This is a genomic window from Parabacteroides sp. AF18-52, assembly GCF_003479145.1.
GTDB classification, from domain to species: Bacteria; Bacteroidota; Bacteroidia; order Bacteroidales; family Tannerellaceae; genus Parabacteroides; species Parabacteroides faecis.
The window spans coordinates 86,794-109,661 of record NZ_QUGR01000016.1 but is presented as its reverse complement, the minus strand read 5'-3'; the positions used below and the strand labels follow the sequence as shown (position 1 = coordinate 109,661).

General features: G+C 48.1%; 16 protein-coding genes. 3 read left to right on the top strand and 13 right to left on the bottom strand.

The genetic code is table 11. The features are described 5' to 3' along the window. The 4 genes from DWX23_RS20325 to DWX23_RS20310 form a co-directional block, all read right to left on the bottom strand. Window positions 1-920: DNA topoisomerase (locus DWX23_RS20325; RefSeq protein WP_233587703.1), on the bottom strand; the 920-nt coding region annotated here is incomplete at its 3' end. 55 nt (window positions 921-975) lie between these two features. Then, window positions 976-2,577, bottom strand: a complete 1,602-nt coding sequence (locus DWX23_RS20320) for a DUF3945 domain-containing protein (RefSeq protein WP_005809263.1) — start codon at window positions 2,575-2,577, stop codon at window positions 976-978. Window positions 2,578-2,597: 20 nt separating this feature from the next. Continuing rightward, window positions 2,598-2,948: a helix-turn-helix domain-containing protein gene (locus DWX23_RS20315; RefSeq protein ID WP_032538123.1), complete on the bottom strand. Its 351-nt coding sequence runs from the start codon at window positions 2,946-2,948 to the stop codon at window positions 2,598-2,600. A 3-nt stretch (window positions 2,949-2,951) separates the two neighbouring features. Then, a complete protein-coding gene (locus DWX23_RS20310; protein ID WP_032538124.1) occupies window positions 2,952-3,311 on the bottom strand; it encodes a helix-turn-helix domain-containing protein in 360 nt (119 codons plus the stop codon). 207 nt (window positions 3,312-3,518) lie between these two features. Here DWX23_RS20310 and DWX23_RS20305 point away from each other — a divergent pair, with 207 nt between their 5' ends. From DWX23_RS20305 to DWX23_RS20295, 3 genes are read left to right on the top strand one after another with little or no spacing between them, the layout of a single operon-like run. After that, the gene (locus tag DWX23_RS20305; RefSeq protein ID WP_023056835.1) at window positions 3,519-3,812 is read left to right on the top strand and encodes a helix-turn-helix domain-containing protein; all 294 of its coding nucleotides are present in this window, start codon (window positions 3,519-3,521) and stop codon (window positions 3,810-3,812) included. A gap of 30 nt (window positions 3,813-3,842) precedes the next feature. Then, window positions 3,843-4,148, top strand: a complete 306-nt coding sequence (locus DWX23_RS20300) for a helix-turn-helix domain-containing protein (RefSeq protein WP_032538125.1) — start codon at window positions 3,843-3,845, stop codon at window positions 4,146-4,148. A 55-nt stretch (window positions 4,149-4,203) separates the two neighbouring features. Further along, on the top strand, window positions 4,204-5,217 hold the full coding sequence (locus tag DWX23_RS20295) for a DUF2971 domain-containing protein (protein ID WP_005809274.1): 1,014 nt from the start codon (window positions 4,204-4,206) through the stop codon (window positions 5,215-5,217). Window positions 5,218-5,324: 107 nt separating this feature from the next. Here the strand turns inward: DWX23_RS20295 and DWX23_RS20290 are convergent, their stop codons facing one another. From DWX23_RS20290 to DWX23_RS20245, 9 genes are all read right to left on the bottom strand, one after another. After that, window positions 5,325-5,687 (bottom strand): hypothetical protein, encoded by a 363-nt coding sequence (locus tag DWX23_RS20290; RefSeq protein ID WP_005809276.1) that lies wholly within the window; start codon window positions 5,685-5,687, stop codon window positions 5,325-5,327. Window positions 5,688-5,699: 12 nt separating this feature from the next. Beyond that, window positions 5,700-6,935 carry a site-specific integrase gene (locus tag DWX23_RS20285; RefSeq protein ID WP_032542969.1) on the bottom strand — a complete coding sequence of 412 codons (1,236 nt, stop codon included), beginning with the start codon at window positions 6,933-6,935 and terminating at the stop codon, window positions 5,700-5,702. Between the two features lie 401 nt (window positions 6,936-7,336). Beyond that, window positions 7,337-9,574, bottom strand: a complete 2,238-nt coding sequence (locus DWX23_RS20280) for a glycoside hydrolase family 3 C-terminal domain-containing protein (protein ID WP_122375798.1) — start codon at window positions 9,572-9,574, stop codon at window positions 7,337-7,339. A 6-nt stretch (window positions 9,575-9,580) separates the two neighbouring features. Beyond that, window positions 9,581-10,846: a glycoside hydrolase family 5 protein gene (locus tag DWX23_RS20275; protein ID WP_122375797.1), complete on the bottom strand. Its 1,266-nt coding sequence runs from the start codon at window positions 10,844-10,846 to the stop codon at window positions 9,581-9,583. 5 nt (window positions 10,847-10,851) lie between these two features. Beyond that, a complete protein-coding gene (gene bglX / locus DWX23_RS20270) occupies window positions 10,852-13,104 on the bottom strand; it encodes a beta-glucosidase BglX (protein ID WP_122375796.1) in 2,253 nt (750 codons plus the stop codon). A 56-nt stretch (window positions 13,105-13,160) separates the two neighbouring features. After that, a complete protein-coding gene (locus DWX23_RS20265) occupies window positions 13,161-14,726 on the bottom strand; it encodes a RagB/SusD family nutrient uptake outer membrane protein (RefSeq protein WP_122375795.1) in 1,566 nt (521 codons plus the stop codon). A 19-nt stretch (window positions 14,727-14,745) separates the two neighbouring features. After that, window positions 14,746-17,928 (bottom strand): TonB-dependent receptor, encoded by a 3,183-nt coding sequence (locus DWX23_RS20260; RefSeq protein WP_122375800.1) that lies wholly within the window; start codon window positions 17,926-17,928, stop codon window positions 14,746-14,748. Between the two features lie 216 nt (window positions 17,929-18,144). Next, window positions 18,145-19,854 (bottom strand): DUF6377 domain-containing protein, encoded by a 1,710-nt coding sequence (locus DWX23_RS20255; protein WP_233587701.1) that lies wholly within the window; start codon window positions 19,852-19,854, stop codon window positions 18,145-18,147. Window positions 19,855-20,051: 197 nt separating this feature from the next. Beyond that, complete coding sequence (locus tag DWX23_RS20245) at window positions 20,052-22,862, bottom strand: pitrilysin family protein (protein ID WP_122375793.1); 2,811 nt, start codon at window positions 22,860-22,862, stop codon at window positions 20,052-20,054. Window positions 22,863-22,868 lie beyond the last annotated feature (6 nt).

Below are 22,868 nucleotides of genomic sequence, written 5' to 3'. Positions count from 1 at the left end.
AGTTTCTGCGCGATTTCAAGCGTCTGTTCCGCCGTGAAGCCGTGCTTGGCGTTGGCTTCCTTCTGGAGCGTGGTCAGGTCATACAGGAGCGGAGTTTCCTCTATCTTCTCTTTACGTTCGGCTTTTGTGACAGTGGCAAAGCCGGCTTCCTTTACCTTATTATATAGTGCTGTGGCAGGTTCTTTCTCTTTCCATTTCTTGGAAGATGAGAGTTTCACCACTTCGCCGTCGCCTGTGTCTGCGGCGATATGGAGCTGCCAGAAAGGTTCCACCGTGAAACGGCGGTTTTCCCAATAGCGAGCGCACACCATCGCCAGCGTGGGTGTCTGCACCCGTCCGACGGAATATGTGCCGTGTCCGGCTGCGATGGAGAGTGCCTGCGTGCCGTTGATGCCCACAAGCCAGTCGGATTCGCTCCGTGCTTTGGCGGCAAGGTAGAGGTTGTCGTATTTGTCGCCCGCTTCGAGGTTACGCAACCCCTCGCGGATAGCCTTATCGGTGAGCGAACTTATCCAGAGGCGCACGAAAGGCGTGGTACATCCGATATAATGGTAGAGGTATCTGAAGATAAGCTCACCTTCGCGTCCTGCATCGGTCGCCACAATGATCTGCTCGCTTTCCTTGAAAAGACGGGCGATGATTTTTATCTGCGACACCACGCCGCTGTCGGGTTTGTAGCCCTTCTCTGTCTTTTCCTGACGGGGAATGAGCGTGAAGGTTTCGGGAATGACGGGCAGGTTGTCACGGACGAAGCCGCGTATGCCGTAGCCGTCGGGCATGGCAAGCTGGACGAGGTGTCCGAACGCCCATGTCACGGCATAGCCGCCTCCCTCGAAATATCCTTCCTCTCTCTTTGTCGCGCCTACGATGCGGGCGATTTCACGTGCCACGGATGGCTTTTCTGCAATGATTGTCTTCATGCTGTTTTACTTTTTAATGGATTATTACTTTGGATTTAGTGGCGGACACGGGATGTTACATCTTCATGCCCTTGTTGTTTTTCTTCTGAGGCTTTTCCTGCTGCTTTTGCTGTTTGTCGTCTTTCGGAGCGGTCTGCCCTTTCAGCAACGGCTCTTTCAGGTTCTTGGTCGCCTCGTTGGTCTTTCCTTCGCTGTTCACCGCCACCTGTGTGCGGCTCTCGTTGGACGGGGCGACCTTCTGCGCGTTGTCGGGGTTGGTGTCGTAGCGGTACGGACGTCCCTTCTCCGGGTTGAACTTGATGTACATCGTGGCGTGGAAGCCTTGCTTGTCGGTCACGTTCTCCAGTTTGATGGCTTTGCCTGCCGCGTAATCGGCTTTCTGCTGGTCGGTGAAGTTCACACCGCTCCATTTGCTGATGGGGCGGATGCTGCCGTCGGCGTTCGTCCACGTGTTGCGGCGTTGCTCTTTCTGTGGGGCTGCGGAGTTTTCCATGCCCTGAGCCTGTCCCTGCGTGGGATTGTTCTTGGCTTCCTGCGTCTGGGCGGTACGGGGCGACCTGCCGGTTCCCGGTACGAACTCCACGCCTCGCTGCTCTACATTCACTTGGAGGGTGGTGACGAACTTCCTGCCGTCGTTACGCTCGATGAGCTTGTCGCGCACGGGCAGCCCGGCACGCAACATATCCTGTTCCTGTTTGGTGATTTCCGTCTTTCCGATGCGCTCCGGTATGCGTACCTTGTTTGCTGGTATGTCTGTGATTTCATTCGTCTTGCGGTCTATGCTGATGAACGAGGGGATGATTTCACCCGTTTCCCTGTCCACGATGTCCACGACCCTGCCGAGGTTGCCCGTTTCGCGCAGGTTCTTACGGTCTTCGTCGGAGAACTTGTGTTCCTTGTACTCGTCGAGTTTCTGCTCCTTGCGGATGAAATGCGGCACGAGGCTGACATTGCCTTCACCGTCTTTCTTGAAGGAAAGGCGGGCATCCAGCTCGAAAGCCTCGCCGCCGAACTTGGGCGACACTTTCACCAAATCGGACTTGCCGTAGTTGAGCATCTTCTGAAGGTCGCCGGACTTTTCAAGGTCGTCACGTTTCACGCCCCATTTCTCTTCCAGCTCCTGCCAGTTGATTTTGCTCTCGTCAATGGGCTGGTAGCCCCGTCTGCCTTGCGTCTGTTGTTGCGGGCCTTCCTGATTCTGTTCCTGCTTCTTTTCCATTTCTTCCTGTTTTGGGGTTTCTTTGGGCTGCTCTTCCTGCTTTTGTTCCGTCTGCTCCGTCTTTCCGGCGGTCTGTTCTTCCTTCACCTGCTTTTCGTAGCCGGAAGTGTCCACCTTGTGGGGCGCAAGCAGTTCCTTGTTGGCTTCGGGGTCTTTCAGCAGGTCTTTCATCACCTCCATCAGTTTGTCGGCTTGGTCTGCCGCGACACGGTAGAAACCGAAGCGGCTGGGTTCCTTGCACTGCCGGAAGAAGTTTTTGAAGAAGTTGTCCAGCACGTCGCCGTGGCGGTCGAATTGCAGGAAACTCTGCGCGTTCTCCGCTTTCGCGGGGGTGCGCTTGGGGGAACCGTCGGCATCCAGCCCGGCTACCACGCTGATCTCGCCCGTCTTCTCATCACGGACTATCAGCACGTCCTTTTCGCTTTTTTTCTTTGCCATTTGAAAAATGTTTTAATGGGTTATTTTTGAAAGAAATTATGGATACGAGCCTTGTAGAAGGCTATATCTTCCTTTTTGAAGTCCTTTACGTGTCCGGAAAGGAACGTCAGCACGTCCTCTTCGCTGTAATAGGTCTTTTTGCCGAGCGTCTTGTACGGCAACGCGCCGATGCTGCGGTAGCGTTGCAGGGTACGCTTGCTTATCTGGAGCAGCATACAGAGGTCTTGGTTGTCGAACATCCTGATACGCTCCATCGGGTTCGGGGCTTTGCCGGACGGCTGCAAGGACAGCAGCAGTTCGTCCTGACGGTCGAGCCGTTCCATCAGCTTCCGCATCCAGCTCTCAAAATTGTTTCGGGTAAGCAGTTCCATATGTCACGTCCTCCTTCTTTTGGGTTTGCCGCCGCCCGTGCGTAGCGTATGGTTGCGTTTCAGTTCCGTCGGTGTCGCCGCGTCTTCCATGACGGTGCAGTCCGCAAGCAGGCGGTCGATTTCAGACTGTCGGTAGCGGCATTTGCCGCGCAGCACTACATAGCCGATGCGATGCTCGTTACGCATACGCTGGAGGGTGCGGGTACTCACATTCAACAGGTGCGCCGCCTCACGGGTGGTGAGCAACCTGTCTGCGGATTTTTCCTTTCTTTCGCCGGAAACGGCACGCACGTGTGCCGCTATCTCGGCTATCTGTTCCGTCAATGCGGTGAAAGCGGAACTTTCCATCGTTATTACTTTCATATTCAGTCCTTTCTTTTGGTTTCTGCGGCAAAATTCGGCAATAAACAAAAGGGGCTTTAACAGCTCACTACGTGTCTCACGTAAGATTTTTATTGGAAATGGCTCCATTACCCGGACAGACGGCGCAACATACAGCCTTTCAGCGGGAAACGATATGCGTTCATGAGGATGGCGTTACCTTTGCGGCAAACCTGAAATGTTTTGAATATGGAAATTGTATCTATCGAGAAAAAGACCTTCGAGATGATGGTGGCGTCCTTCAACGCCCTCTCGGAGAAGGTTGCCGCCCTGAGGCGCAAGAGCGACGGCGGGCGGTTGGAAAGATGGCTCACGGGCGAGGAAGTCTGCGGGCAGTTGAGAATCAGCCCGCGCACGTTGCAGACGTTGCGCGACAAGCGGCTTATCGGCTACTCGCAGATAAACCGCAGGTTCTATTACAAGCCGGAAGAAGTTAGGAGGCTGATTCCGCTTATCGGTACGCTCTATCCCGGCGGCAGGTAATCTTATTATTCACCCACTGAATCCAAAGTTATGATGAACGAGAACAACGATGTTTTTACACTGGAGGACGAGCCGCTTGCCACCGTGGTGCAGAATATGCGCAAAGGCTCTAAATGGCTCTCTGCATTTTTGGAAAACTACCGTCCACCGCTGGACGGGGAACGTTACCTGACGGACAGGGAGGTGGCGGAGTTGCTCCGTGTGAGCCGCCGTACCTTGCAGGAATACCGTAACAACAGAGTGTTGCCCTTTATCCTTTTAGGCGGGAAGGTGCTTTACCCCGAATCGGGATTGCGTGAACTGCTGGAGGCGAATTACCGCAAACCGATGGAGTAATGTCCTGACATTCCGGAATAAAATGCGTACCTTTGTGGTTAAAACGAATACCATTATGCTTCGGAGTGAATTTGCAAAATTGTTAGAATCCACAATAATTCCTGAAGGAATTGAGCAAGAGGACATAAAATCCCGAATCTATCCTATAAGTGCAGCATTGATGTCAATGTTGCCACAAAAACTGTATAGATATAGGAGTTGTTCAACATTAAACCTTGATGCTTTTGACAAGGATCTGGTTTATGCTGTTACTGCTGATAAGTTTAATGACCCCTATGACACTCTTGTTTATTATAGTTTGGATAATATTCAAGAGCAAATGAGAGCTTGTTGTACAGAAGAATTTCTTGAACAATTCAAACAGATACTTGAAACTAAAGATTTCGAATTTCCTCCAAGTGTAATCCAATTTTTCGGAAGAAACAATTTGACAGGTTTAAAAAAACAGGTAATATCGTGTAACGGCATAAATCCATTGACATTAGCTCTTTTTAGTGTTGTAATGGAAAACATATTGAAAGAAATCCTATTAAAAATGGGGGATACATTAAAGGTCGTATCTACAATAGCATGTTTAAGTGAAAGCATAGATTCTGTTATAATGTGGAGTCACTATGCCCAAAATCATGAAGGGTTTGCATTGGAATATGATTTAAGGTTCTTATTAGAACAAGGAGAAATGAATTGTTGTATCTTGCCTGTTATATATGATAATAACCGCTTTGATGCAAATAGTTTTATTCAATGGTATATAGCAAAGAGCTTGGGGCTGGATGTTAAAAATATAGATTCACTATCGCATTTGAAAATGGCTATTCACAAATCCACACAGTGGGAATATGAAAATGAATGGCGTATTATTCATTCAGAGAAACAACCTGCCGCACATTCTCGTGCAACAAGCCTGAAAATTGTTCCTAAAGCAATCTATTATGGAGAGAGAATTTCAAACATCCACAAGAAAACTTTGCATTATATAGCACAAGAAAAAGGAATTGCGGAATATGATATGTACATTGATTGTGGCTCGTTAAAGTATGAGATGTTATATAAGCCATCTCAATTTTGATACCTCATATTCTTTAGCACATAATTTGTATATTCAAAATTGACTATTTTAAAGTTAAAACGGACAGCTTGATGGTTGTCCGTTTTTAATTGATTTTCATCGTCTTTTCAGCAGTAACCGCCTTTTCCGCTATGTACGAATAACATGTAGGCGGTATGCTTGTCTTTTGCAAGTGCCTTGTCCATCAGCCAGCGGCGGAAAAGATGGGCATGGTATGTGCTCAGCCGAAAGGTGACGGGGATGATTATCTCAAGCGAGTAAACATCCGCATACAGACCGTTTTCAAGTTGGATGTAGCGGCATGCCTCGTAGTCGTTCAGCACGTCCGTTTTGAGGATGGCTTTGATGGCGGCGTTCACTGCCGGGACACCCGTGTGGAACAGTCTGGCGATTTCTCCGGCGGTCATCCATACATCGTTACCGGTTACGCTGACCGCCTTGTCCTCAATGATGATTATGTCACGTTTCATGGCTTCTCTGTTTTAGATGGTACGACCTGCAAATTCTTCGATTTGGTTCAATCTCGCGGCAAGGTTCTCCATGTCTTGATTGAGCTTCTCTTTGGTTATTTTCGCGTATATCTGCGTTGTCTTTATGCTTTTGTGTCCCAGCATGGAACTGACCGTTTCGATGGGTACGCCGTTGGAGAGGAACACCGTCGTGGCGGCCGTGTGGCGGCTTTGATGCCATGTAATATGCTTGGTGATACCGCAACGCTTGGCGACGGCACGGATTCCGGCAAGGCACGTGTTATAGTGGGGTACGGGGAATATCCTGCCGTCCCCACACAGCCCACGGTATTTGTCGATGATGCGCTTCGCTATGTCGAGCATACGGATGTTGGACACCACACCCGTCTTCTGGCGGTTGATGTTTATCCACTCGTGTTCGTCAAAGTAGGTGCGGATATTCTCTTCCGTCAGGTTGCGCATATCGGCGAACGACAAGCCCGTGAAGGCGCAGAACAGGTATAAATCACGATACAGTTCTTGCTTCGCATTCTTCAGCTTACCTTCCATCAGCAGGCGGATTTCATCTTTCGTCAGAAAGCTGCGGGTCGTTTCCTCCTTCTTGATTTCATACTCGCGGAACGGGTCGCGCGTGAGCCACTCATTGTTGATGGCGATGAACACCATCGTCCGAAGCGGGCAGACATACAGCCACACGGTGTTGGTGCAGCAGTGTTTGTCCGTGCGCAGGAACATTTCAAAATCGGAAATGAAAGCGGGGGTAAGCTCTTTCAGGGCGATGTCCTTCACGTGGTAGCGGATGGTGAGGAACTCTTGCAGGTGCTTGTAAACGATCTTGTATTTGTCAAACGTGCCTTTGGCTTTCATGCCTGCCTCCACCTGCTTGGCATAGTCCTCGTTGTGTTGCCGGAACACCTGCAATAGCGTGTGGTAGCGGTGTTCCAGTCCAAGAAAGGCGTTTTTCACCTTTTCCGCAGTGACGAAGTTGTCACGCTCCATGATTTCCTGATAGTGCTTGTTGATGCGTACGCGCATCTTGTCGAGCATACGGTTCGTTTCGAGTGCAGCCGTGCTTCTGCCCGTGACACGTCCTCCTTTGGTGTCCCACAGCTTAGGATCGACGGTCAGTTTGCAGCTGAACTGTGTTTGGCTGCCGTCCACCGTGATACGTCCCATGACGGGTACTGTCCCGTCCTTTTTCACTACCTGACGTTTGAGGTAGTAGATAACTGAAAATGTACTCTTCATCGTCCTTAATTTTTTTAGGTTCAAAATTAGTCGGTGAAGAATCCTTCGTCGGTACGCAAAACACGGAGGAACGACGCAATCTTTTTCCGTAACTGGATTTGTCGCGTGAGTTGTTAGTAACTCACTATATCACAACGCCTTGTTTTGCCATTCGTGCCAATTTCGTCACCTATATGGTGTGGTTACGAACAAGTAACGTTGCGACGTCTTGACTTGGCTTCGGCAAGGATTGTGGTGGCGTTGGAGATAATCGGCTGCTTAAATGAAACCTCTGTAAATCAATTCTATTACTTCATTCTTCTGTATTCCACTTTTTTGTAGTATCTTTGTGGCAGGAAATTGATATATATATATTTGATAAAATAGTAAGAGGGAAGCTTGACAGACTTCCCTCTTTTCATCTATTTTAATTCAAACACAACTTTTTCCCGGATATCCGTAGAGGAGGCTCCGATGAGAATTTCGAACTGTCCGGGTTCGGCAACCCATTCATGTTTGCCGTCATTAAAGAAGCTCAGGGCATCGGTGCCGATGGTGAAGGATATCTGTTTCATCTCTCCCGGTTGCAGGTAAACTTTTTGAAAACCTTTCAGTTCCTTGACAGGACGGGGGAGTGATGATTTTTTGTCGCTGACGTAAAGCTGTACGACTTCTGCCCCTTCACGGTTACCTGTGTTTTTTACGGTTAGGGTGAAAGTGATAGGTTCGTTTTTCGTAATCGTCTTCTTGTCGGCTGTTATTTTTCCATATTCGAATGTAGTGTAGCTCAGACCGTGGCCGAAGCTGAAGAGCGGTTTGACTTTCTGCTTGTCTGCCCAACGGTAGCCGACGAAGATACTTTCGTTGTACTTCTCGTCTACTATGTTACTACCGTCATTTCTGGGAGTACCCGGATATTCGCCTAACCGGTGTGCACCTACGTCCTGTAAAGAGACAGGGAAGGTAAACGGTAACTTACCGGATGGATTTACATCACCGACTAATACCGAAGCAATGGCATTTCCCGCTTCCGATCCCAGATACCACGCCTGTACGATGGCCGGAACATCTTTCACCCACGGCATGGCGATGGCATTCCCTGAAATATTTACCAGGATCAGATTTTTATTCGCCTGAGCCAGGGCTGTTATTACCTGATCCTGTCCGTAAGATAAGCCTAGTTCCTTGCGGTCCGCGTCCTCACAGTCCTGATGCGCACTCTTGTTCAGACCACCGATAAAGATCACATAGTCGGCCTCCTTGGCTACAGCCACGGCTTCGGCTATTAATTCCTCCGGCGAACGGTTGTCTTCCAGATCCTGTCCGGACTTCACCCCATTGTATTCACCACTCGGATCGCCTACATAACCACGTGCATAAACTACTTCGGCTTTGTCACCCACTCTCTTCCGGATACCATCCAGCGGAGATAATTCGTATTTCACTTTAAGGGAAGAGGAACCGCCGCCTACGGTCATCATTTTGACGGCATTTTCACCGATAACGGCTATTTTCTTTGCACGGTTCAGGTCGATAGGGAGTACATTGTTCTTGTTTTGCAGCAAGACAATACCTTCTTCCCCGATTTGGCGGGCTGTGGTAAAATGTGCTTCCGAGCAAAGTGACCCGTAAGGACGGTTTTTATCCATATTCGTGCGATAAGCCAGGCGAAGGATACGTCTTACCTTGTCGTCCAGCTCTTTCGTTCCGACTTTACCCTCCCGGATCAGCTGAAGATAGGGATCTGCCAGGTAATAATTATCGTAAGCGTTGCTTGCTCCGTTGGATAATCCGTTGGTCCAGCTACCGAACTCCATATCGAGCCCGTTGGTTACGGCTTCCTGCGTATTATGAACGCCTCCCCAGTCGGAAACGACAACGCCGTCAAAACCCCAGTCGCCTTTCAGAATGTCATTCAACAGATATTGGTTATGGCAACCGTGCTGGTCTTTGTACAGATTATAAGAACCCATGATTGCCCAGGCTTTTCCTTCCTGAACAGCGGCTTTGAAGGCTGGCAGATAGATTTCGTGCAGAGCACGGTCATCTACAATTACATTGGTTGTATGACGGTTTACTTCCTGATTGTTTAGTGCATAATGCTTCACACAGGCTGCTACGCCATTCTGTTGAACACCTTGTATATAGGGAACCACCATCTTTCCGGCTAGATAAGGGTCTTCACCCATATATTCAAAGTTACGTCCGTTCAGTGGTGAGCGGTAAATGTTTACACCGGGACCCAGTAACACTGTTTTGTTACGATAGCGGGCTTCTTCGCCGATGCTCTTTCCGTACAACAAAGCTATTTCCGGATTCCAGGTAGCAGCCAGGCAGGTCAGCGCCGGGAAAGCGACACAAGAGTCGTTGGTCCATCCGGCTTGCTCCCATTCATCCCATAATACTTCGGGACGAATGCCATGAGGGCCGTCGGTCATCCAGAATTCCGGAATGCCCAGGCGTGCCACCCCCGGCGAACAGAATTTGGATTGCGCATGTGTCAGCGCCACTTTTTCTTCGAGTGTCAGACGCGACAGGGCATCTTCTACACGTTCTTCCATCGGTTTGTTGTTATCCAGATAAACCGGAATGCTTTGTTGCGCCTGGCTGAAAGAGGGCAGCAGCAATAGGAAGCAAGCAATATACTTAATCGGTTTCATGTTGTTTTATTGTGCTTTTAAACTTAGTGAGCGGATATATTCGTTCTGAATGATACAGTTCTGTAACCGGCTGTTCTCTATAAATTCCATGAGGGCAGCTTTTGCCTCTTCCTGGTTGGGACGGGTCTCGCGTATTTCCTGGTAGGTACTTCGGGGAGCTTCTGAGAAGGCTATGATACGGTCCCAGTTCTTAGGCGCTTTGATACCGGCAAAAGATGAGTCGTCGATCTTTTTATAGGGCCAGAAGGTCCAGCCGATGTTGTTCTCCTGCATGACGTGGCAGAATGCATTTTGCCAGGCTGCCGTGTTGTGACCGATCTCTCCCATGTACATCGGCAGGTTCACGCGGTCGCGGAAATCGATGATCTCCTGGATAGCGGCCTTTGTCGCTTCTCCGCCGTAACGATGGCAGGTGTACATGATCTTATCATCGAATGTGGAATCGGTAAACGGACGGAAATTACCGTTCCACTGGGCACCTCCCAGTAGGATGATGTGGTTGGTATCTGCCTCACGGATAGCCGAGACAGCCCGTTTATACAACGGTTCCAATTTCGCATTCAGCTCTTCCATATTGCTGAAATAAGGAGCGATAGGTTCGTTGGCCAGTTCGTATCCCAGGATAACCGGTTCGTTCTTATAGTATGTGGCTATTTTTTTCCAGATATTGCAGAACTGTTGCTGGCTGGCTTCGCTTTCAAACAGCCAGGGATAACCGTAACTGTCATCGATATTATCACCGGTCTGTCCGCCCGGGGCATCGTGCATATCGAGGATCAGGTACAAACCGGTTTCCCGGCACCAGTTGACAACACTGTCTATGCGGGCGAAACCGTCCTGGTTGGCTGTCAGCCCCATATAATCCTCATCGGTAAAGAGTTTATAATGGAAGGGGAGGCGGATCGTGTTGGCACCTGTCCCGGCGATGAACTGCACATCGTCGCGGGTAATATAATTGTCTTTGAATGATTTCCAGAACTCAGCGGTGAAATCAGGTCCGACCATTTCGCACAACATCTGGTTGATCCGTCCCGGTGAGTTCGTCTTGCTAAAGCCGAACATGTAGCCTTCGGGATTCAGCCAGTTACCGAGATTGGTCCCTTTGATAAAGAACTTCTGCCCCTTGGGGGTAATCAGGTCTGTTCCGGATATGCGCATAAATGCCTCCGGAGGCATATCGGTCGTGTCCGTACCTGTTGTTGTTGCGTCCTGCTGACATCCGGTACAGGATACCAGCAAAAGTATGATCATTAAATATAGATTCTTTTTCATATCTGTTATTCTACTGTGAATGTTGTTTGTAATCCTTCTGCACTGCTGGGACCGACCCAAAGGTTGAACTCACCCGGCTCCACTACTTTCTGCATGTCTATGTTCCAGAAAGCCAGCTCTTCGACAGGAAGAGAAAAGGTGACGGTTTTCTTTTCACCCTGCTTCAGGGGAACACGTTGGAAACCTTTCAGCTCTTTGACCGGACGGGTAACAGAGCCAAAGGTATCTTGTACGTACAATTGTACCACTTCTGTCCCGTCATATTTACCGGTATTGGTCAGGTCGAAACTGATTTCCAGTGTTCCGTTGGCAGCCAGCTTATCGTTGGCCAGTTGCAGGTTGTCGTATCCGAATGTGGTGTACGACAATCCATAACCGAAGGGGAACAGAGGATCGAAACCGGCATCCATATAGAAAGAGGTACAGCCCAGTGAAGTCTGCCCGGCTTCCAGCGGGATAGCGTCGATCAGCGTTTCCTGGCGGGATGCGGGGCGGCCTGTATTGTTATGGGCATAGTAAACGGGTATTTGTCCTACCATCTTCGGGAAGGTAACCGGCGTTTTACCGCTCGGTGCTACTTTACCGAAAAGCAGGTCGGCAATAGCCGGACCGCCCATAGTTCCCGGGTGGAAGGCGTAGAGAACGGCATCGGACAGGTTTACTTCCTGCTCGATCGTCAGCGGACGACCTGCCATGATAACCGTTACGAGGGGTTTCCCTGTCTTTGCCAGGGTAGCAATCAGTTCGTTTTGCGCTCCCTGCAGATGTAAATCTGCTAAAGAATGGGCCTCGCCCGAGAGGATAGACTCTTCTCCTACGCATACCAATACGACGTCAGCACGTGTGGCTGCACTTACGGCTTTGGAGATATTGCCTGTGTTCTTGTCGCGGCTGTATCCCAATCCGGGTTCGTAGATAAACTGAACCTTGTCGCCATACATTTCTTTCAAGGCTGTCAGTACGGTTTGAGTATGTGCTTTTTCTCCGTCGAATACCCAGGTACCCATCTGGTCGTGAGGGGCATCCGCTAACGGACCTACGACCGCAATGGTACGGATCTTATCGGTGAAAGGTAAGGTTTCCCGGTCGTTCTTTAACAGGATAACCGATTGTTCTACTGCTTCTTTGGCTTTGGCTAGATGTTCAGGTGCATATTTTACATGTTGGTCTGTGTTTACATAAGGATTGTCGAACAGTCCCAGACGGAACTTAAGACGAAGGATGTTACGTACTGCATTATTAATGGTCGCTTCCGATATTTCCCCATCTTTTACAAGTTCTTCCAGATGACGGATAAAGGTACCACTGACCATTTCCATATCGATACCGGCATTAACCGATTTCAAGGCAGCTTCCTTCTCGTCTTTGCAGAAGCCGTGGGAGATCATTTCGGCTGTCGAAGCCCAGTCGGTAACGACCATGCCGTCGTATTTCCACTCATTGCGCAATACATCTTTCAGGATAAAGGTATTTCCTGTCGAAGGAACACCGTCATTATCGTTGAAAGACGTCATAAAGGTGGCACATCCGGCTTTCGCAGCCGCTTCGAACGGAGGAAAATAGACGTTACGCATCTGGCGTTCGGGAATGAATGTCGAATTATAATCGCGTCCTCCTTCTGCTGCTCCGTAGCCGATAAAATGTTTGGCACAGGCTGCAATGGAGGTCGGATCGTTCAGGGAATCGCCCTGAAAACCTTTCACCATAGCTACACCCATAATGGAACTCAGGTACGGATCTTCACCACAGCTTTCAGCGATTCGTCCCCAGCGGGGATCGCGAGAGATATCGATCATCGGGGCAAATGTCCAGCGGATACCGTCGGCTGATGCTTCTATTGCGGCTACACGCGCACCGTCTTCCACAATTTGAGGATTGAAAGTAGCGGCCTGTCCCAGGGGTATTGGGAATATTGTTTTATATCCGTGAATGACATCACGCGATATTAACAGGGGGATACCCAGCCGGGATTCTTCCACCGCTACTTTCTGTATCTCATTGACTTTTTCAGGGTCCGTCACATTCAGTAACGACCCGATCTCTCCTTGGCGAACCTGCCCTGCGATTTCATCCATGCTGCCAAACGGACTCAATTGGTTCATCTGACCGATCTTTTCGGGTAAGGTCATTTTGCCGAGTAGTTCTTCTATCTGTTTTTCGATAAGAGAATCTTTACCAGTTCCGGAAGGCTGGCTGCACGCCGTCAGAATAAGAGCCATCAGACCGGTGTAGAATATCGTTGATCTTACTGTTTTCATGGTTGTTATATTATTGTTGTAAAGGGCGGATAAACGCCGCCCCTACATGGTAACTATTAATACGGATTCTGAACGATAGTCCCTTTGGCCGCTTCGATTTCACTCTGCGGGATGGGAAGATATTTCTTGTTTATCGTCCATTGAACGCGTTCGGGGATACCGTCTTTCACGTACGATCCGCCTTTCTTATCCAGTACTTTTCCGCCTTTGGGCTTTAAAACTTCTTCCGCTTTGCCGAAACGGACCAGGTCGAAATAGCGTTTGCCTTCACCGACGAACTCGCGGCGGCGTTCCTGTAGGATATTATCCAGTGTCGGATCGATCGAAGCTACTCCGGCACGTTCACGGACCTGGTTCAGGTAGCTTTTGGCAGAACCTGTATCGTTGGTGCGTGTTGCCAGTTCGGCTGCGTTCAGTAATGTTTCCGCGTAACGGTAGATACGGAGATTGTTATCCCAGTTCAGGTCGGGATCACCTACACAACCGGCATTGCCCCCAATGCGTCCCAGGTATTTACGAAGGAACAATCCCGTGTTCTGATAACGGCCTCCGTAAGTAACTGTTATCCCTTTTGCCGCATTGTCTGCTATATATTTATCCATATTCAGAATACCGGTGTCACGGCGTTTGTCATTTTCCTCGTAGGCATCGTAAGCCTCTTTGGCCACTGCTTCAAATCCCCAGCCGCTAACATAGTCGGGACTGCCGCTCAGTCCGTCGATACCGATCATGGCAGGAACTACGGTGCCTCCGGTAAAGTTGGCATCACCCCAGGTTCTTTTACCGCCTTTGGCTATATAATTGATGTCGAAGATCGTCTCGTTATTCCATTCGAACTCTGTTTCCCAGAGATTTTCGAACGGCTGCAGGGAATATTCGCCGGAAGAAATGATATCTTTCATATATCCCAATGTTTTTGCATACTTACTTTCATCCTGCTGGTACATCACATATTCTGCATATACCATCGAAGCCATAGCCTGTGTGACACGTCCTGCCCATTCGGCCGGTTGTTTCATCGGAAGCACTTTGCTGTCGAGTACTTCAGCCAGATCTGCTTCCACCAGGTCGTACACTTCTTTCGCTGTTTTCTGCTCTGCGATATACGGGAAAATCAGGTTCACATCATAATAAGGAACATTTCCCCATAATTTCCACAGGACAGAATAATACCAGGCACGCAGTACGCGGGCTTCTGCGATCAGTTTTTTCTTATCCGTATCGGACATATCCGAAGTTTCGACATTGGCAATCACAAGGTTTGAACGGTTGATACCCGAATAGCTGGTAGTCCATGCACCGCTGATCGTCTTGATCGGGTCCGACAGGTATTGTGAGATCAGATGGATCTCACCCTGGTCGCTGGTGCTGCCGCCACCTACGTAAACATCGTCGCTCATGCAATCGTATACCAAGCTTAGAGGTGCCCAACCTGAGAAGTAGTCATACCATTGCAACGGATCGTAAGCAGCGGTCACTGCCTCCATGATACGGCTTTCCGTATTGTAATATCCGTCGATAGGTACACTGCTGGAAGGATCAACGGATAAGAAATCATCTCCGCATGAGGTAGCTCCGAACAGGGTGAGAGCTACACAAGAAATTGTTATTATCTTTTTCATTTGTCTTATCTTTTTAATGTTAGAAATTAAGGTTCAAACCAACGGTGAATGTACGTGCCTGCGGGTAGATTCCACGGTCGATACCGGCAGAAGCGTCGTAGGAAATTTCAGGATCGAATCCCTTGTATCCCGTCAGTGTAAGCAGGTTCTCTGCCGCTACATAAATGCGCAGGCTGGATATGAATGCCTTTGAAGTCAGGTCTTTCGGTAAGGTATAACCTAACTGGATATTTTTCAGACGCATGTATGAACCGTTCTTGATATACAGGTCCGATACACGGTAGTTGTCATTGTTGTTTGCCCAAGTGAAGCGGGGAACCGTATTGGAAGTTCCTTCTCCATGCCAGCGGTCCATCATCTCGCCAGACAGGTTGACATATCTCAAGTCGATACGGCGGGTAGCATCGAATATATCGTTACCGATAGAACCGGCGATCAGCATGCTGAAATCGATGTCTTTCCAGGAAGCCTGGAAGTTGAGGCCGTATGTCCAGTCGGGAGTACCTTTACCTATCTTCGTCCGGTCCGTATCACTGATAGTCCCGTCCTTGTTCGTATCTATGAAAATTACATCACCGGGTTCGGCATTCGGTTGCAGTTTCTCACCTTTGTTGTTCACGTAGGCATCGATCTGTGCCTGGTTCTGGAAGATACCGGCTGTTTTGTAACCGTAGAAGAACGGATAGACTTCTCCGTTTTCTGCGCGGCTGACATTACCCAACTGGTGTACGTTGTCTTTCATTTCGAAACCGTCGGAGTTTCCTAAGTTGATCAGTTTGTTTTTCAGGTAACTGATGTTACCACCTACTTTGAAGTTCCAGTCGCCTGTATTGAATTTATATCCCAGGTCCACTTCAACGCCCGAATTTTCCATAGAGCCTACGTTACCCCAGGGTTTGGATTCACCCAGGTAAGAAGGGATACTCATTTCCTTCAACATGCCGTTTGTTCTCTTATTGAAATAATCGGCACTGATTGTCAGTGAATTATTCAGGAATCCGAAGTCAAGACCTGCATCGTATTGTTCTGACTCTTCCCATCTCAGGTCGGCATTCGGAGTGCCCGACGGTTTGCTACCCATAATAATCTGCTGGCCTGATCCGCCGCCGAATACATAGTTGTTGCCGGTTGCCACGTTCGCTGTATAGCGGAATGCTCCGATATTCTCGTTACCGTTCTTACCCCATGACAGGCGGAGTTTCGTACTGGTCAGCCAGTCCGGGCGTTCTGCCATGAAAGATTCGTTGGTGATATTCCATCCCAGGGAAACGGAAGGGAAAGTAGCCCATTTATTGTTCGGTCCGAAATTGGACGAACCGTCACGGCGTACCGTGAATTGCAGCATATAGCGTTCATTGTAATTGTAGCTGATACGGCCGAAGTAAGAAGCCAGTGTGGAAGGATCGAACATACCGCCGTATACATCGCGTTTACCGTCGGATGCCAGGCCGCTTGTAAAGTCGAGATTCGCTTTATCTTCTAGTTCCGCAATCATGTCGTATGCGCTACCGCCTATTTTACGGCCGGTATATTTCTTTGCCGATTGTCCCAGTACGACTGAGAATGAATGAGCTCCGAATGTCTTGTCGTACGTCAGGATATTTTCCAGCTGCCAGGTGCAGCCGCGGTTCATTTCCGACCATACTTTCGATTTGTCGTTATGGCTGTTTACTGCCAGGTAATACGGTTTGCTCCATCCGTCGGTTCCCCAGAATGCCAGGTCGGTCCCGTAGGATGTTTTGAATTTCAGATTGTCCCAAAGAGTCAGTTCGGCGAAGAAATTGGCTACGAACTTGTCTGAATTGAATTTTTCTCCCGGCAGGGACAGATATCCGAGCGGATTGCTTATCTCATTGAAATCTTTGCTTGGAATGGTTACCAGGCGTCCGGTTTTCTTATCTCTCACCAGGTCGCCATATTGTTTGATTTCGTCCGCATACTGATTATACAGTGCACTCTCGTCATCGGCATATACCCCCATGATAGGAGAAAGGAACATCGCGTTACCCAACGCGGAACCTGTCAGCGAGTTCGTCTCGATGGTCGTATTGTTGATACGGGAATAAGCGGCATTCACACCGATCACTATTTTATTCAGCCAGTTGCGTGTCTTGCTTTCGTCGAATAAGGTGTAGGTCGAATTGGTACGCATGGTCATACGTTTGTAGTTGGAACGGTCGTAATCGCCGCCTACGATACCTTCCTGGTTATAATAACCGAGTGAAAGAAAATAATTGACCTTTTCACCGGCACCGCTTACGCTTACCTGGTGGTTCTGTACCGGAGCGTTGTAGTTGAACGTTTCTTTCTGCCAGTTGGTTCCGATACCGTATTGCGACGGATTCTGGTATATATCGCCTTCGCCTGCATAATTGCTGGCTTCGTTCATCAGGGTCGCATATTGAGTGGCATTCAGCATATCGCGTTCTTTCCAGGGACGTTGCCAGCCGAAAGAAAAGTCATAAGTGACTCTTACCTTCCCTTCTTTACCACTTTTTGTCGTTACAAGAACGACACCGTTGGCGGCACGTGCACCATACACAGCACCTGAAGCTGCGTCTTTCAATACTTCGATAGAGGCGATATCATTCGGGTTCAGATAATCGATCCCGCCGTCAATAGCCATCCCGTCTACGATATAGAGCGGATCGGAATTGTTGATAGTACCTGTACCGCGGATGCGTATCTTAGCGGCTGCTCCCGGCTGACCGTTGGTAGTCGTTACCTGTACCCCCGAAGCCAGACCTTTCAGTGCATTATCCACACGTACAGGAGCTGTTGAACTCAGGTCGTCGGCAGAAACGCGGGCGATGGAAGCCGTTACCACACTCTTCTTCTGAACCCCGTAGCCGATAACGACCACTTCATCCAGTGCCTGGTTGTCTTCTATCAATGTAATGAATATAGGAGCATTTCCCGACACCTTTACAGACTGGGATAAATAACCGATAAAAGAGATATCCACCGTGGCACCTACTTCTACATCAGGAATACTGAACATACCGTCCAGATCCGTTATGGCTCCGGTCGTAGTACCTTTTATCGCGATATTCGCACCGATGACCGGTTCTCCTAGGTGATCTTTTACCTGTCCGTTGACAGTCACTTTTTGGGCAAACACAAATACTGGGAATAATAACAGGCATAGGAATAAAGGAATGATCCCTTTATAATGCCTCCTTTTTGCTAAAATGTCTTTCATACGATACATACATTTTTAAAGTTAACATACTAATTGTTTTTACACTTTTTGTACTTGCAAAAGTAAAGTGCAATCTGTAAGTCTCAATAGCCTGGTAAGCGGGAGAAGTAAACTCGGTTAAATTGTATATTGTTTATTATTAATTGGTTATGTATGTGTGGTTGTTCGAAAAAAGTAAGTTTCAATAGTAGGTAAAGGAGGCTTTCTGAGCCGTTTTCAGCGTTCTATTTTTCCCAAAGATTTTACAATATCTGCAAAATGCTCCTTAGGAACGACAGCTTTGCTGCGTGTTTTCAGCCGGTTGTTGTAAACGGTCTGTGGGGAACAATGCAGGAACTCGGCAATTTTTACGCTGTCGCTGATACCCAGGCGCACGAGGGCATAGATGCGGAGTTCGGTGTTCAGCAATTCTCCTTCCCGGGGTATGATCTGTTTGTCCGGTTGTAGCAAGGCATTGAAATCAGAGACAAAATCCGGATAGATATGCAGGAAGATGGCATCGAAGTTACTGTAAAACTCTTTCAGTTCGTTAGCTGCCAGGGTAGAGGTATCCGTCATCTTCTTGACTTCTTCTACCATGCCCGTTTTGATTTTCCGGTTGATATTCTTCCGGTATTCGTCCAGTTTGCTGATATAGCTGGAACAGATGTTGAATACGTAACCTATATATTCTTCCTTGACATAATTGGATTCCGTCAGTTTGTTGTTGGCATCCAGTAACTGTTCATTGAGCGACTGAAGCTGGTTGTTCACTTCCGCCAGCTGTTTATGAGCCTGTTCGAGTTCTTCTACATGCCTGTTCAGGTCCAGGTTGGCGCTGTTCAGCTTCTTGCGTGATTCTTTCAGCCGCTTCATTTGTGATCCGATAAGGAATACGGCTGCAAGCAGGACCAATAGCAATGTGCTGACAATGAACAGATACCGGCGCAGGTCGGCTTCCTGTTTCCTGTTCCTTTGTTCGTATGTTTTGTGGATGGCATCCAAAGCGGAGGAAATGCCGATCATACGTATCCTGTTCTTATATAATTGCGCGCATCCCAGACAATAGTTAAGATATGAATAGGCACGGTCTATGGATCCTTTTTCGTAAAGGATCTTTCCCAGTTCTTCCAGGGAAGCAATATCATGGTTCGCCGAGCGGATATCAGCCATGGCTGATAAAATGAGGTAACGAAAATATTCATCTTCGTTACCTTCGTCTCTATACATGATTGCCAGGATATAAGCATTCATGGCATCTTTTCTGGAGTCGAAAGATGCAGAAGCAAGTACTTGTGTCAATTGTTCTTTTACTTCAGCAGCCTGTGGAGTTTTGTTATATTGCCATCCTTTGTACCATAAGCCATAAGGATGGTTGTCGGGGATACTGGCGAAGATAGAATCCCGGTAGTTCCTTTCTTTTGCATAGTAAAGAGTGCTCTGTTCTGAATTCTCCCCGGAATATTGTCCGTAATGGGAATAGAGATACATCATTTGTCCGTAATAGTCCGTTCTGTAATAAGGCGACAGGTTTTCGGGGGTTATTTCGTTCAGGGCATCCAGCCCCTCTTTCAGGAAACCGGTGGCTGTCAGGATGAACGATTGTTCGATCTTCCACTGTGCAACCCATTGGGGATTGTTCAGCCGCTGTGCTATTTCCAGATTTTTATAGATATAACTAAATGCGGAGTCGCTGTCATAGACCATATATTCTTCATAAAACAGTTTGTTCATCCAGTATTGCTCTTCCTCTGTTGCAACTTTCATCTCCATTTTCCTCAGGTCCTCGATTCTTTTTTCTTTAGCAATGATAAAAGTCTCTTTTTTAGCCAGTAACGAGTCCAGGCTGTTCAACATTTTTTCAGTCTCGGCAGAAAAAGCTTGTCCGGATATATTCCCGGAAAGAATGAATAGTGGTAGCAGACAGAGAATTACTCGGATGTACATTGTATTCGATTTAAGGTTTACAAGAACAAAGATAAAAAAAGAGGATGAATTCATCCTCTTTTTCGCTTTAGATATCATCTGAATATCTCAACATATTTTTTTAAGATATAGATCCGTCCTCGTTTTCCACCTGTAATCTCTTTTAAAACGTTGGTTGATCGATTTCCTAATTGTTTTATGCACTCGTTATTATAGTCTTACGGCTCCATCACCACCTCGATACTATTTCCCTGGTCAAGTAGTTTCTTAGCGAAGGCCTGTATTTTGGCAGGAGTGATACTGTTGACCGTTTCAACATATTTTGTTTCCCCGTCGAATCCTTTGTAATAATAATTATCCAGCGTATTCAGCCAGTAACCATTTTCCTGCAGGTTTTCAGCATGACGTTTCAGGATGTTGTCCTGTGTTTTCTTGAAATATTCAGGAGTCGGGCCGATGTCGGAAATACGTTTCAGCTCGTTGCGGACGATCGTGTTCATCTTTTCGCGTTTGTCCGGGTCGGTATCGAAATAAGCCTGCAGGAATGTCTGTCCTTTGGGGAAGGAAGAGATGCGGGCGGAAGTCTGCACACCGTAAGTACCACCTTCGTCTTCACGTACTTTTTCTGTATATACCAAGTCGAGAACCTGTTTCAACATGGTTGCCGTAAGGATATTTTCCAGATTGTAATCCATCTGTCCGGAATAGAGATTCACGACGGATGCTTTCGGGGTTTCCATCGGGCGTTTGAAACGGTTTACGTAATCGCCTTTGCGGATGGGAGGTACTTCTTTCGGGTTACCCTGTTCTATCTTTCCGTTTGCCGGAAGGGTTGCCAAATATTGTTCAGCCAACGGGCGGATGCTGTCTATGTTGATATTCCCTACAAAAGTGAAAACGAAACCGGAAGCATCGCCGAAACGTTCTTTATACATCTCCATGATACGCGGATAACTGATATTCTTGAAATCGGCAGCGTCGATACGCATGGCACGCGGATTATTATCGTAAATCGCTTTAGTCAACGAATCACTGAAAGCGACCATTGGGTTTAGTTCCAGATTCTTCAACTGTGCCTTCATGCGGTTTTCAAAAGAAGTATATGCCTCTTCATCCATGCGTGGAGCCGTGAAGTTGAGATAAATCAGTTCGAATAACGTTTTCAGGTCGGCAGGAGTGGACGAACCGTTTACGTTCTCACTATCCATTCCCAACGAAGTGGAACAGGATACTTTCTTACCTGCCAGCATCTTGCTCAGGTCGGTCGCAGAGAAGTTACCCAGACCACCCAGGCCGATCACGTCGTTGAACACTTTCAGGTTGTCGATGTCCTTATTCCCGAACAAAGTACTTCCTCCCGGGCTGGTTGCCGTCATTTGGATCTCATCCTTCTTGAAGTCAGTGTGTTTCAATACCACTTTGATACCGTTACCCAATGTCAGGATCGTGGCACCGAACAGCGGGTCTTCCTTTGTCTCCGTGATCTTACCCGGAGCAGGGAGTTCAGCGATCAGCGGTTCGTTGGAGACTGTTTCCTTATAGGCTTCTACAGGAATGCGTTGCGCCTTCATAAAATCGCGGAGCAATTCTTCTTCTGTAGGAAGGGTGATACCTTCTTTTTCCGGACCGGTCAGGCTGATAACGATATTTCTGTCACCGATCATATCCTGTATATATTTGTTGATCTGTTCGACCGGAACAGCCTGTGCAACCTGGTTGATCAATGCATATTCGGCTTCGATGCCGGGAATATATCCTCCTTCGGTAAAGTGGCGGACATATTCATTGGTGAAAGTGCTGTTACGCTGTTTGTCGCGGTCATTGTAGAGCGATTCGTAGTCTTTCAGTACGTTGATACGGGCGCGGTCATACTCTGAAGGAGTGAAGCCGAAACGTTTTACCCGCTCTGTCTCTGTTACCAAAGCATTCATGGCCGAGTCGACCTCGTTATCTTTTACCAGGGCAGCAACTGTCCAGGCTCCTTTTGTCTTGGAAACCATGAAATCACCGTCTGAAGCCTGGGCCGCAACAAACGGCGGATTGGCTTTCTGCACCATTTCGTTGAAGCGTTCGTTCATTATCGTTGCCGCTATGTTCTGGATATAATCTTTCACCAGTCCGGCAATCGTTCCGTACATATCCTGCGGCATTTTTTCATGTTTATATGAAATAGAGAGGATCGTGTTCGATGCCTCTTTGTCTGTCGCAACGGAGATCAGCGGCATATCGTTGTCGGGAACCTCGAACATGGTACGCGGAGCGGGGTTTACAGGAGCGGGGATATCGGCAAATATTCTTTTTACAGCGCCTTCCACCTTGTCGACATCTATATCTCCTACAATGATGATACCCTGCAGGTCGGGACGGTACCATTTATGGTAATAGGCGCGCAATTCGTCCGGCTTGAAATTGTTGATCACGTCGATCGTACCGATCGGCATGCGGTTGGCATAACGGCTGTTCGGATAAATTTTCGGCAACTGCTGTTCCCAGATACGCATTTGTGCATCCTGGCGGGTACGCCATTCTTCGCGGATCACACCACGTTCCTTTTCGATGGCCGAATCGGCAAGCGTGATGAAGCCGGACCAGTCATGTAGGATCAGCAGGCAGGAATCCACTACACTCTCGCGAGTCACCGGGGCATTCATGATCATATAAACCGTTTCATCGAAGCTGGTATAAGCATTGAAATTTTCACCCATACGCATACCGATACTTTCAGTAAATTCGTCCATTCCCTTATTCGGGAAGTTTTTGGAACCGTCGAATGCCATATGTTCCAGGAAATGTGCCAGCCCGCGCTGATTTTCTTCTTCGAGAATGGAACCGACGTTTTGGGCGATATAGAAATCGGCCCGTTCTTTTGGTAACTCATTATGACGGATATAATACGTCAAACCATTCGGAAGTTTACCGTAACGAACCTGCGGATCGATAGGTAACGGTTGCAGTTCCTGTTGTGCCGCCAGTTGGAAAAGGCAGAAGAAGCTCAGCAGGAAAAAGATAAAAGATCGTTTTTGTTTCATTTGTTC

What these genes read in the sequence shown, in the direction of transcription:
- DWX23_RS20320 (WP_005809263.1), bottom strand. Translation starts at nt 2,577, where the DNA reads ATGGCAAAGAAAAAAAGCGAAAAGGACGTGCTGATAGTCCGTGATGAG.
- DWX23_RS20315 (WP_032538123.1), bottom strand. Translation starts at nt 2,948, where the DNA reads ATGGAACTGCTTACCCGAAACAATTTTGAGAGCTGGATGCGGAAGCTG.
- DWX23_RS20310 (WP_032538124.1), bottom strand. Translation starts at nt 3,311, where the DNA reads ATGAAAGTAATAACGATGGAAAGTTCCGCTTTCACCGCATTGACGGAA.
- DWX23_RS20305 (WP_023056835.1), top strand. Translation starts at nt 3,519, where the DNA reads ATGGAAATTGTATCTATCGAGAAAAAGACCTTCGAGATGATGGTGGCG.
- DWX23_RS20300 (WP_032538125.1), top strand. Translation starts at nt 3,843, where the DNA reads ATGATGAACGAGAACAACGATGTTTTTACACTGGAGGACGAGCCGCTT.
- DWX23_RS20295 (WP_005809274.1), top strand. Translation starts at nt 4,204, where the DNA reads ATGCTTCGGAGTGAATTTGCAAAATTGTTAGAATCCACAATAATTCCT.
- DWX23_RS20290 (WP_005809276.1), bottom strand. Translation starts at nt 5,687, where the DNA reads ATGAAACGTGACATAATCATCATTGAGGACAAGGCGGTCAGCGTAACC.
- DWX23_RS20285 (WP_032542969.1), bottom strand. Translation starts at nt 6,935, where the DNA reads ATGAAGAGTACATTTTCAGTTATCTACTACCTCAAACGTCAGGTAGTG.
- DWX23_RS20280 (WP_122375798.1), bottom strand. Translation starts at nt 9,574, where the DNA reads ATGAAACCGATTAAGTATATTGCTTGCTTCCTATTGCTGCTGCCCTCT.
- DWX23_RS20275 (WP_122375797.1), bottom strand. Translation starts at nt 10,846, where the DNA reads ATGAAAAAGAATCTATATTTAATGATCATACTTTTGCTGGTATCCTGT.
- bglX (WP_122375796.1), bottom strand. Translation starts at nt 13,104, where the DNA reads ATGAAAACAGTAAGATCAACGATATTCTACACCGGTCTGATGGCTCTT.
- DWX23_RS20265 (WP_122375795.1), bottom strand. Translation starts at nt 14,726, where the DNA reads ATGAAAAAGATAATAACAATTTCTTGTGTAGCTCTCACCCTGTTCGGA.
- DWX23_RS20260 (WP_122375800.1), bottom strand. Translation starts at nt 17,928, where the DNA reads ATGAAAGACATTTTAGCAAAAAGGAGGCATTATAAAGGGATCATTCCT.
- DWX23_RS20255 (WP_233587701.1), bottom strand. Translation starts at nt 19,854, where the DNA reads ATGTACATCCGAGTAATTCTCTGTCTGCTACCACTATTCATTCTTTCC.
- DWX23_RS20245 (WP_122375793.1), bottom strand. Translation starts at nt 22,862, where the DNA reads ATGAAACAAAAACGATCTTTTATCTTTTTCCTGCTGAGCTTCTTCTGC.